Origin of the sequence: Thermovenabulum gondwanense (assembly GCF_001601575.1) — a bacterium.
GTDB lineage: Bacteria > Bacillota > Thermosediminibacteria > Thermosediminibacterales > Thermosediminibacteraceae > Thermovenabulum > Thermovenabulum gondwanense.
In genome coordinates, this window is record NZ_LOHZ01000015.1 from 201,426 (window position 1) to 212,970 (window position 11,545).

An 11,545-nucleotide genomic window follows, 5' to 3' on the forward strand; every position below is an offset into this window, starting at 1 on the left:
TTTTAGGTGAAGGGTAATATTAAAAAATTTTTAAATTTAATACATCATGGTGATAAAAATTTATTTTTTCTTTTTAACCATAAAATAAGATGTAAGTATCTGGATATTATTATGCCAAAAATTACTCATTTAGGAGGAGCCACCTTTTCTTTGTTTGTTTGCCTTTTCTTTTATCTATTCGGGAAGGTAGAGGCTAAATCTGCCGCTTTAGAAGCATTTATTACGTTAACGGGAAGCCAGGGGGTTGTGCAGTTTTTCAAAAAAACTATATACAGGAAAAGACCTTATCTTGATTTGCCCAATGTAAACACCTTTTGGAAAAAACTGTTAAAAGATTATTCATTTCCTTCAGGTCATACGGCAGCGGGATTTTCGATAGCCGCTATATTCGCCTTTTATTTTCCCGCCTATTCTTATTTAATTTATTCTCTGGCTGCCTTAGTGGGAGTATCAAGGATTTATACCGGAATGCATTATCCTTCCGATGTATTAAGCGGTGCTCTGGTAGGTACTTTATTTGCTTTTATTACCCATGCGCTAACCGGGACTAATGGATTTTAAAACAGCTATAATGCTGTTTTTTATTTTTTTTTGAAAGGATTTTGTCGTTCAAAGTGGAATAATTTTAATAAGATGATGAAATTTTAGGAGGTTAGAAAATGAACTTAGAAGCAATTTTAAAAGAAAATGAAAATGCTCTCATAAATTCTGTTTGCGAGATTCTCAGGATAAGAAGTGTAGAAGAAAAACCATTACCCGGAATGCCTTTCGGAAAGGGTGTTGCCGATGCTTTAAATTATGTTTTAAAACTCTCAGAAAGTTTTGGCCTGAGGACAAAAAATTTGGATAACTATGTGGGTTGGGCAGAATGGGGAGAAGGAAAAGATTTAATAGGAATTTTAGTGCACTTAGATGTGGTTCCGGAAGGATCAAATTGGAGTCATCCTCCTTTTGGCGGGGAAATTCACGATGGTAAAATCTACGGAAGGGGAGCCTCGGATAACAAAGGACCTGCAATTGCTGCCCTTTATGCCCTTAAAGCTTTAAAGGATGCGAATTTAAACTTTAAAAAAAGGGTTAGAATAATTTTTGGTACAAATGAAGAGTCGGGTATGGAATGTATAAAATATTACTTACAAAAGGACGAGATGCCAGCGATGGGCTTTTCTCCGGATGCAGAATATCCGATAATAAATGGAGAAAAGGGGATATTAACCTTTTCCATAAAGGCCAAATTTGATGATAACAATGGGAGCATATTTTTAACGGGTGGAGAAAGAGCAAATATGGTGCCGGATTATGCCCATTGTGTAATAAATTATTACGATGGTCTGGAAAAGGACCTGGAAAACTTTAAAGGAAAGACAGGATTTTCTTTAGAGCTTGTTAAGAATGGGAGTGAGGCAACGATTAAATCTTATGGAGTTTCTGCCCATGGAAGTATTCCGGAAAAAGGCCAGAATGCGATATCAAGGTTGATTTCTTTCCTTGTGGAAATAAAAGCAGGAAGCCAGGGCCAAAGAGAGTTTTTAAAATTCCTTATGGACAAAATAGGCTTTGAGACAAATGGCAAGAGTTTGGGGATTAATCTTGAAGATGAAGTTTCAGGAAGGCTTACGTTAAATCTCGGTGTTATAAACATGAATGAAAATGAGGCGGAGGCAATAATAAACATAAGGTACCCCATCAGTTTCAAAGGAGAGGATATAATCGGGACAATTGAGCGGAATTTAAAAAAAGGCATCTTTATTGATAATGTTAAAAACAGTCCTCCTCATTATGTGCCCGAAGATAGTCCTATAGTTAAAGCCTTGAAAGCGGCTTATGAGAAGGTAACGGGAGAAAAGGCTTATTGCTTTACCATTGGAGGGGGAACCTATGCCAGGATGATGAAAAATACCGTGGCCTTTGGCCCTAACTTTCCGGGGAAACCCGAAGTAGCCCATGAAAAGGACGAATACATAGAAATTGAAGACCTGATTAAGAATTTTAAAATATACACTTATGTTTTAAAAGAATTAGCGTGCTGAATTTAATTATATTTATTTTAAGGAGGGCTTTAATTTATGGAATTAAAGGAACTTAAAGACCCGTATATTGACCGGCTTTTTGATGCGATTTTGATGATTAAAAATAAGGATGAGTGCTACCGATTTTTCGAAGATATTTGTACCATCGGGGAAGTAAAGGCTTTGGCCCAGAGATTGCAGGTAGCAGAGATGCTTAAAGCAGGGTATACATACGGAGAGATAGCCGAGAAAACGGGTGCAAGCACGGCTACAATCAGCAGGGTTAAAAGGTATTTACAGTACGGAGCTGATGGTTACAAAATTATATTGGAAAGATTGGAAGAAATGGATAAAAATAAAAAAAATAATGAGTAATGGAGGTTATAAAAATTGCAGGAGTTTTTAAAGGAACTAAACGACGCTCAACAAAAAGCAGTTACTTACGGCAGCGGTCCGATATTAGTGTTAGCCGGGGCGGGCAGTGGGAAAACAAGGGTCATTACTTACAGGATAATTTACCTGATTGAAAAAATGGGAGTAAAGCCGGAAAATATTCTGGCTATAACCTTCACAAATAAAGCAGCAAATGAAATGAAGGAGAGGGTACAAAGACTTTTAAAAGAAAAAGCGGAGGGACTTAATGTAAGCACGTTCCATTCGGCCTGTGTAAAAATTTTAAAGGAAAATGTGCCGTTATTGGGATATAAAAAGTATTTTGTTATTTATGATACTGATGATCAGCAGAGTATAATAAAACAATGTTTAAAGGAATTGAATTTGGATGAAAAAAAATATCCCTTGATGGCCTGTTTGGAAAAAATAAGCGGATATAAAGAAAAATTGATTTCTGAAACCGAAGCTTTCGATAGTGCCCGGGATATAAGAGAAAAGACATTCTCTAATATTTATTTATTGTACCAGAAAAAATTGAGGGAAAACAATGCTTTTGATTTTGATGATCTAATAATGAAGACCGTAGAGCTTTTTAGAAAGTATCCTGAAGTGCTGGATTATTACAGTGAAAAGTTTAAGTATATTCTTGTGGATGAATACCAGGATACTAACCATGCCCAGTACATTTTCATAAAACTTTTGGCGGAAAAGCACCGGAACCTTCTGGTTGTTGGAGACGATGACCAGAGTATTTATAGTTTCAGGGGAGCGGATATAAGAAATATTTTAGAGTTTGAGAAAGATTTCCCCGATGCTTTTGTGGTTAAACTGGAAAAGAATTATCGTTCTACCCAGACCATCCTGGATGCAGCCAATGAGGTAATTAAAAACAATTTTTCAAGGAAGGAAAAAAGGCTTTTTACCGAAAAGGGAAAGGGCGACAAAGTATTTTTTGCAGAGCTACAGAATGAACATCATGAAGCCCTTTTCATAGGTAATGAAATAGAAAAGCTAATTAACAATGGGTATTATTATAAAAACATCGCCGTTCTTTACAGAACCAATGCCCAATCCAGAGTTTTCGAAGAAGTTTTTCTGAAAATGGGCATCCCTCACAGAGTTTTTGGGGGAATCAGGTTTTTTCAGAGGAAAGAAATAAAAGACATCGTTGCTTATTTAAGGCTCATAGAGAATGATGAAGATAATATGAGCTTGAGAAGGATAATAAATGTGCCCCGCAGGGGAATAGGAAGTAAAACGGTAGAACAGCTGGAAATTATGTCTGATCAAACGGGTAAGTCTATATTCCGATTAATAATGGAGGATAACCTTCCCTTCTCCCATTCCCTATGCAGAAAATTGAAGGAATTTGCTCTGATGATTGAGGATTTAAGGGAGTTAAAGGAAAGGATTGGAATTCCCGAATTGATGGAGAGAATAATATTGAATACCGGCTATCTGGAAGAACTACAGAATGAAGGCACGGAAGAAGCAAATGATAGGATTGAAAATATAAAGGAATTAATTTCAGTTGCCCGGGAATTCGTTTTAAGAAATAGCGAGGGAACCTTAGAGGAATTTTTATCCGAAATAGCGCTTTATTCCGATTTGGACAAGTATAGCGACGAAGAGGATGCGGTTACCTTGATGACTCTTCATAGCGCGAAGGGCCTTGAGTTTTCCGTTGTCTTTTTAGCGGGATTGGAGGAAGGGATTTTCCCCCATTACAAATCCCTTTTCAATAACGCCGAGCTGGAAGAGGAGAGAAGACTTTGTTATGTAGGTATTACCAGAGCAAAGGAACTGCTTTACCTTACCAGAGCATGGCAGAGAAATTTATATGGAAGGTCTTCTTACTATGACAAATCCAGGTTTATCAAAGAGATTCCAAAAAGATTGATCAAGGATGTGACACCGGGAAAAGAGAATTTATTTGGCGAAGAAGTTGATTTGGTACCGGAAGAAAAAGATAACAAAATAGGAATTTATAAAGGTACATCCAATTCAACGGAAATTGAAAAACTTTCTTTTAACTTTAATCCCGGAGATAAAATTAAACATGCAAAATGGGGAGAGGGCATCGTAACGGAAGTTCACGGAACCGGTGAAGATGTAGAGATTACGGTATTTTTTGAAAAAGAAGGCAAAAAGCACCTTTTAGCCAAATACGCACCGCTTATTAAAATGAATTGACCTTACCTTGATTGGAGGTGGGGAAATGGATAGGGAAAAAGCTAAAAAAAGGATAGCCGAATTGAGAGAAATGATTAATTTTCATAATAAACAGTATTATGTTTTCGATAATCCTAAGATTACCGATTCGGAATTCGACAATTTGATGAAGGAACTGCAAAGACTTGAGGAGAATTTCCCTGAATTCATCACCCCCGATTCTCCTACTCAGAGGGTGGGAGGGGAACCCCTTTCGGCATTTGCCCAGGTAGTTCACCGGGTTCCTATGATGAGTTTATCCAATGCTTATACCAGGGAAGACCTGCTGGATTTCAACCGGAAGGTGGAAGAAATAGCAGGCTCAAAAGTGGAATACGTTGTTGAACTAAAAATAGATGGCCTGGCAGTCTCTATTACCTATGAAGATGGAATATATAAAAGGGCAGCAACGAGAGGCGATGGGGAAATTGGAGAAGATGTGACGCAGAATGTAAGGACTATTAAGAGCGTACCTTTAAAATTGGAATTTCCCGTGGATAAAAAACCGAGAATCATTGAAGTTAGGGGAGAAGTTTACCTTCCGAAAGAAGATTTTAAAAAACTCAATGAAGAGAGGGAAGAGGAAGGGCTTCCGCTGTTTGCAAACCCGCGCAATGCGGCTGCGGGCTCATTAAGGCAGTTAGATCCAAGAATTACGGCGAAAAGGCCTCTTAATATATTTGTTTACGGCATAGGGTATTACGAGGGAATTGAATTTTTCACTCACTTTGAAATTCTCAAGTTCTATGAGGAAGTGGGACTTAGAGTAAATCCTTATGCCAAACTTTTTGATAATTTTGCTGATGTCATAGATTACTGCATGAGCTTTGCTGAGAAAAGGCATGAGCTTCCCTACGAAATAGACGGTATGGTAATAAAAGTAAATTCCCTTGAATTACAGAGAAAGCTGGGATACACTGCTAAAAGCCCGCGCTGGGCTATAGCCTTCAAATTTCCTGCAGAGCAAAAAGAGACAACGGTAGAGGATATAATAGTAAGGGTGGGGAGGACGGGCGTTTTAACACCCACAGCTATCTTAAAGCCGGTTAGATTGGCAGGCAGTACCGTGAGCAAAGCAACGCTTCATAATGTGGACTACATAAAAGAAAAGGATATCCGGATAGGGGATAAAGTTATAGTAGAAAAAGCGGGTGACATAATACCGGAAATTGTGAAATCTTTAAAGGAAAAAAGAACCGGGGAAGAAAAGGAATTTGTAATGCCTGAAAATTGTCCCGAATGCGGGGAAAAAGTTATACGTCTTGCGGAAGAGGTAGCATACAGGTGCACCAATCCATCCTGCCCGGCACAGGTAAGAAGAAGTATAGAACACTTTGTCTCAAGGGATGCTATGGATATACGAGGGATGGGACCCGCAATTGTAAATGCACTTTTATCAAATGGATTGATTAAAGATGCCGCCGATATATATTATTTAAAAAGAGAAGACCTTATTCCTTTAGAGAGAATGGGTGAAAAATCCGTTGCCAACCTTTTAAAAGCCATTGAGGAAAGCAAAAAAAGGCCATTGGCAAGATTAATATATGCCCTGGGGATACCTTTTATTGGAGAAAAATCCGCTTCCATTCTCGCCGAGAATTTTTCATCCCTGGAAGACCTGATGAATGCTTCCTATGAAGATTTGATAAAAATACCCGAAATTGGAGAAAAAATGGCTCAAAGTATAATTGCTTTCTTCAACAATGAAGGAACCAAAAAATTTATAGTTAAACTGAGGAATGCGGGAGTAAATACTAAAGGTGAAGCGGAGAAAAAAAATAAAGAAGGAATATTTAACGGTCTTACCTTCGTAATAACGGGAACCCTGAGGAATTTTTCAAGAAGCGAAATAAAGGAATTAATTGAAAGCCTCGGAGGAAAGGTTACCGATAGCGTAAGTAAAAAAACCGACTATTTAATAGTGGGAGAAGAACCGGGGTCTAAATTTGAGAAAGCTCGAAACCTGGGAACAAAAATATTGAATGAGGAACAATTCTTGGAACTAATAAAAACTGAAAAATAAAATTACAAAACTTCGGTAATAAAAGCCAAATAATAACTGTTTATTTAAAAAAGAGGAGGCTCATAGAAAATGAAAGATATTCTTCTGATGACTCCTGGGCCTACCTACGTATCGGAAAGGGTAAGGCAGGCTATCTCTAAACCGATTACAAATCCTGATTTGGATGAAGAATTTTTTGCCTTTTACGATGATTTATGCTTTAAACTGGGGAAATTACTCAATACCAAAGAAGATGTACTTGTATTATGCGGGGAAGGAATTTTGGGTTTGGAGGCTTCCGTTGCCTCTTTGGTTGAACCCGGTGATAAGGTGCTTTGTGTGGCTAACGGTGTTTTTGGAGAAGGTTTTGGCGATTTTGTAGAAATGTACGGTGGTGTACCCGTATATATTAATAAAGAATACAATGAACCTGTAACTATAAAAGATTTAGAGAATGCTTTGAATAAAAACCCTGACGTAAAAATAGCAACTGTTGTCCACTGCGAAACTCCAGCTGGGCTTATAAATCCTATAGAAGAATTATGTCCGTATTTACACGAAAGAGAAATTATTACAATAGTTGATGCTGTTTCCTCTATCGGAGGCATAAGGATAAATACGGATGAATGGGGTATAGATGTTATTCTTGGAGGGTCTCAAAAATGTTTATCAGCCCCTCCTGGTTTGAGTTTTCTTTCTGTAAGTAAAAAGGCCTGGGAAAAAATAAAAAACAGAAAGACTCCTATTAGAGGTTATTACCTGAATTTACTTTTATGGCAGGAAATGTGGAAGGAAAAGCGCATCTTCCCTTATACGCAGCCCGTTTCGGATATTTACGGCTTAAGCGAAGCGGTAAAAATAGCTTTGGAAGATGGGGAGGATATTTACCGGAGGCATAAAAAAATAGGGAAGGCCGTTAGAGAAACTTTGAAACAGGCAGGATTTCAAATTTATCCTTTAGAAGGGTTCGAATCGGATACGGTGACGGCCTTTAATATTCCCGAAGGTATTGACGATGTAAGGTTTAGAAGGCATCTGTTTGAAAAATACGGAGTAATGATAGCAGGCAGCTGGGGAAAACTTTCCGGCAGGGTATGGAGAATAGGACATATGGGAGAAAATGCAAGGGATGACAGGGTATTCAAGTTTTTTGCGGAATTCCAAAAAGCGCTTCAGGATTTTCATTGGGATATTAATGGTAATGGAAAAAAACTTTCAGAAATATTCGCCGGAAATTTATGATTTTCCGGCGATTAATTTTATTGTATATAGCTGGTTAAAATGATAAAATAATACTCGTTAAAAAATGAGAAAGAGGTGAAAATGTGAAGATTAGCAAAGAAACCGTAGAACATGTTGCTAATTTAGCGAGACTTTACCTGAACGATGAAGAAAAAAAAGAAATGGCAGAAAAATTAAGTTCTATTTTGGAATATATGGATAAATTATCCGAATTGGATACTTCAAATGTTCCTCCTACATCCCATGTAATTCCAATTCATAATGTCTTTAGAGAAGACGTTGTTATGGAAAGCCTTCCTTTGTCAGAGGTATTAAAAAATGCTCCGGACAGCGAAAAGGGTTTCTTTAAAGTCCCGAGGGTTATTGAAGAATAAAGGCGAATAGGAGGTAACAAAATTGAAGCTTTATGAACTTACAATTCACGAAGCTCATGAACTCTTAAAAAAGGGTGAGATATCTTCAAAGGAATTAACACTTTCTGTCATAGAGAGAATTCAAAAGGTGGAGGATAAGGTTAGAGCCTATGTAACCATCAACGAAGAAGAAGCTCTTAAAAATAGCGAGGAAGTTGACAATACCAGGGACTTTTCAACATTCTTATCGGGTATTCCTGTGGCAATCAAAGATAATATATGTACATATAATTTGCGGACTACCTGTTCTTCGAAAATATTGGAAAATTTCATTCCCCCTTATGACGCAACCGTTATCAAAAAATTAAAAACAAATAATGCAGTAATAATTGGAAAGACGAATATGGATGAATTTGCCATGGGCTCTTCTACTGAAAACTCCGCTTTTTTCCCGACAAGAAATCCGTGGGATCAAACAAGGGTTCCGGGGGGATCGTCCGGTGGCTCTGCAGCAGCTGTGGCCGCGGATGAATGTATATATGCCCTTGGTTCCGATACCGGCGGTTCTATCAGACAACCGGCAAATTACTGCGGAGTGGTAGGATTAAAGCCCACATATGGAAGGGTATCCAGGTACGGTCTTGTCGCATATGCTTCTTCCCTCGACCAGATTGGCCCTATCACCAAAGATGTAACGGATTGTGCCATAGTGCTAAATAGTATTTGCGGATGGGATGAGAAGGATTCTACATCCGCTGATGTTCCTGTCGATGATTTCACTAAATACCTTGTAGAAGATGTACGGGGTTTAAGGGTAGGGATTCCAAAAGAATACATGGGCGAAGGTATTGATGAAGACGTAAAATCGGCAGTTTTATCTACAGCCAAATTACTGGAGAAAATGGGAGCTTTTTGTGAAGAAATTTCCCTTCCCCATACCGAATATGCCCTGTGGGCATATTATATTATTGCCCCGGCGGAGGCGAGCTCAAACCTTGCCAGGTACGATGGAATAAGGTATGGAGTAAGGGCAAAAAATTACGACGATTTAATAGATTTATATAAAAAGACCCGAAGCGAAGGTTTTGGGGCTGAAGTAAAAAGGAGAATAATGCTTGGTACCTATGCTTTGAGCGCCGGTTATTATGATGCCTATTATTTAAAAGCTCAGAAAGTCAGGACTCTTGTCAAAAGGGACTTTGATAGAGCCTTTGAAAAATATGATTTAATTTTATCTCCCGTAGCCCCATCTACGGCTTTTAAAATAGGAGAGATGGTGGACGATCCTTTGAAAATGTACATGTCCGATGTATGCACCATTCCCGTCAATATGGCCGGTCTTCCGGCAATTTCGATACCGGTTAGTTTTTCAAACGCTTTACCGGTGGGGATACAGCTTATAGGAAAGGCTTTCGGCGAGGGAACCCTGCTTAAAGTTTCTTATACCTTAGAAAAAGCTGTTAATTTGGAAAAGAGAAAGCCGCAACTTGATTGAGGAGGTTGTAAGATGTCTTACGAAACCGTAATCGGCCTTGAGGTACATGTAGAACTGCTTACAAAATCCAAAGTTTTCTGCGGTTGCAGCACGGAATTTGGAAAAGATGTAAATACTCACTGCTGCCCGGTATGCCTCGGAATGCCCGGCGTTCTTCCCGTTACAAATAAAAAAGCGGTGGAATATGCGATAAAAGCTGCCCTCGCATTAAACTGCGAGATCGCCGAGTATTCCAAATTTGACAGGAAAAACTATTTTTACCCGGACCTGCCAAAAGCATACCAAATTTCTCAGTATGACATGCCCCTGGCAAGAAAAGGTTATATTGAAATAGAGATTGATGGCAATGTTAAGAGAATAGGGATTAACCGGCTTCACCTGGAAGAAGATGCGGGTAAGCTTGTCCATGAAGAAGGCAAGGGTTATTCCCTTGTGGATTTAAACAGGACGGGAGTGCCCCTGATAGAAATCGTATCCGAGCCTGACATGAGGTCCGCGGAGGAAGCATGGCTTTATTTAAACAAGTTAAAGACAATACTTCAGTATATTGAGGTTTCCGACTGTAAAATGGAGGAAGGTTCTTTACGATGTGATGTAAATATTTCCCTGAGGCCTGCGGGTTCGGAAAAGTTCGGAAAGAAGGTGGAAATTAAAAATTTAGGGTCTTTTAAAGCTGTAAAACGGGCTCTGGAATACGAAGAAAAAAGGCAGAGGGAACTCCTAACACAGGGCTTTGAAGTGGTTCAGGAGACGAGAAGGTGGGATGAAGCAAGGGGCATTACCACATCCATGAGGAGTAAGGAGGAGGCCCACGATTACAGGTATTTCCCCGATCCCGATCTTGTACCGATGATTATTGATAAAAAATGGGTAGAAGAAATCAAAACCACCTTACCCGAATTACCCGATGAAAAAAAGAAAAGGTACATGAGGGATTTCGGTCTTCCCGAATACGATGCATCGGTAATAACCTCCAGCAAGTCCTTTGCAAAATTTTATGAAGAATGCGTAGAACTTTATCATGACCCAAAAATAGTAAGCAACTGGGTTATGTCCGAGCTACTGGGACTGTTAAATGAAAAGGGCATGGAAATTGATGAAGTAGTTTTTAAACCTGCTGATTTTGTAAAAATGCTGAAACTTATAGATAATGGCACCATAAGCGGGAAAATAGCCAAGGATGTGTTCAAGGAGATGTTTGAAACCGGGAAAGACCCTGAAGTGATTGTTAGAGAAAAAGGATTGGTACAGATAACCGATGAAGATGAAATAAGAAAGGTAGCTCAAAAGGTTATAGAAGAGAACAAAAAATCCGTTGAAGATTACAAAAGTGGAAAGGAAAAGGCCTTTGGATTTCTTGTTGGTCAAATTATGAAAGAAACTAAGGGCAAGGCAAATCCTCAATTGGCGAATAAGGTTTTAAAAGAACTATTAGGATAAAGACCAATAAAAGAGAGGTATTGATTTATTTTGTTAAAAATTTATATTGATAAAAAGGGTGTTTTAAAATAAAATATTTGCTGTATTCATTTTTAGCCTTTTAAAGGCTTTTTTTATTTGTAGTTATAACATGTCAGACAACATTTTAAGATTAAATATCGGTTAAGAAGGAAAAATGAATTTTGTGGAGAATATATAAATTATGTCAAAATTAAAAACTTGGTTAAATTTTCACTTGTTATTCTAAGTTTTTAAATTTAAAATAAATACTAAAAAGACTCACGGTAATATGTCAATACCCGAAAAATGGAAATAAAAAATATTCAGATGAAAAAAGACAATAATACCCCTTACCAACCTATATGGAAAAAGTTGGCATACAAAGAACTACTAAGTTTTG

The 11,545-nt window shown here is 38.1% G+C and carries 9 protein-coding genes; all 9 read left to right on the top strand.

What is annotated here, in order from left to right:
• The first annotated feature begins 6 nt into the window (after positions 1 to 6).
• Positions 7 to 561, top strand: a complete 555-nt coding sequence (locus ATZ99_RS01305; RefSeq protein WP_083947283.1) for a phosphatase PAP2 family protein — start codon at positions 7 to 9, stop codon at positions 559 to 561.
• A gap of 98 nt (positions 562 to 659) precedes the next feature.
• The gene (gene pepV / locus ATZ99_RS01310) at positions 660 to 2,030 is read left to right on the top strand and encodes a dipeptidase PepV (protein WP_068747432.1); all 1,371 of its coding nucleotides are present in this window, start codon (positions 660 to 662) and stop codon (positions 2,028 to 2,030) included.
• Positions 2,031 to 2,066: 36 nt separating this feature from the next.
• Complete coding sequence (locus ATZ99_RS01315) at positions 2,067 to 2,384, top strand: YerC/YecD family TrpR-related protein (RefSeq protein ID WP_068747433.1); 318 nt, start codon at positions 2,067 to 2,069, stop codon at positions 2,382 to 2,384.
• Positions 2,385 to 2,399: 15 nt separating this feature from the next.
• Complete coding sequence (pcrA, locus tag ATZ99_RS01320) at positions 2,400 to 4,595, top strand: DNA helicase PcrA (RefSeq protein ID WP_068747434.1); 2,196 nt, start codon at positions 2,400 to 2,402, stop codon at positions 4,593 to 4,595.
• Between the two features lie 25 nt (positions 4,596 to 4,620).
• Positions 4,621 to 6,636 (top strand): NAD-dependent DNA ligase LigA, encoded by a 2,016-nt coding sequence (gene ligA, locus ATZ99_RS01325; RefSeq protein ID WP_068747435.1) that lies wholly within the window; start codon positions 4,621 to 4,623, stop codon positions 6,634 to 6,636.
• Positions 6,637 to 6,705: 69 nt separating this feature from the next.
• Positions 6,706 to 7,857 carry a pyridoxal-phosphate-dependent aminotransferase family protein gene (locus ATZ99_RS01330; protein WP_068747436.1) on the top strand — a complete coding sequence of 384 codons (1,152 nt, stop codon included), beginning with the start codon at positions 6,706 to 6,708 and terminating at the stop codon, positions 7,855 to 7,857.
• Between the two features lie 83 nt (positions 7,858 to 7,940).
• Positions 7,941 to 8,231, top strand: a complete 291-nt coding sequence (gatC, locus tag ATZ99_RS01335; RefSeq protein WP_068747437.1) for an Asp-tRNA(Asn)/Glu-tRNA(Gln) amidotransferase subunit GatC — start codon at positions 7,941 to 7,943, stop codon at positions 8,229 to 8,231.
• 22 nt (positions 8,232 to 8,253) lie between these two features.
• The gene (gatA, locus tag ATZ99_RS01340; protein ID WP_068747438.1) at positions 8,254 to 9,705 is read left to right on the top strand and encodes an Asp-tRNA(Asn)/Glu-tRNA(Gln) amidotransferase subunit GatA; all 1,452 of its coding nucleotides are present in this window, start codon (positions 8,254 to 8,256) and stop codon (positions 9,703 to 9,705) included.
• Positions 9,706 to 9,717: 12 nt separating this feature from the next.
• Positions 9,718 to 11,145 carry an Asp-tRNA(Asn)/Glu-tRNA(Gln) amidotransferase subunit GatB gene (gatB, locus tag ATZ99_RS01345; protein ID WP_068747439.1) on the top strand — a complete coding sequence of 476 codons (1,428 nt, stop codon included), beginning with the start codon at positions 9,718 to 9,720 and terminating at the stop codon, positions 11,143 to 11,145.
• Positions 11,146 to 11,545 lie beyond the last annotated feature (400 nt).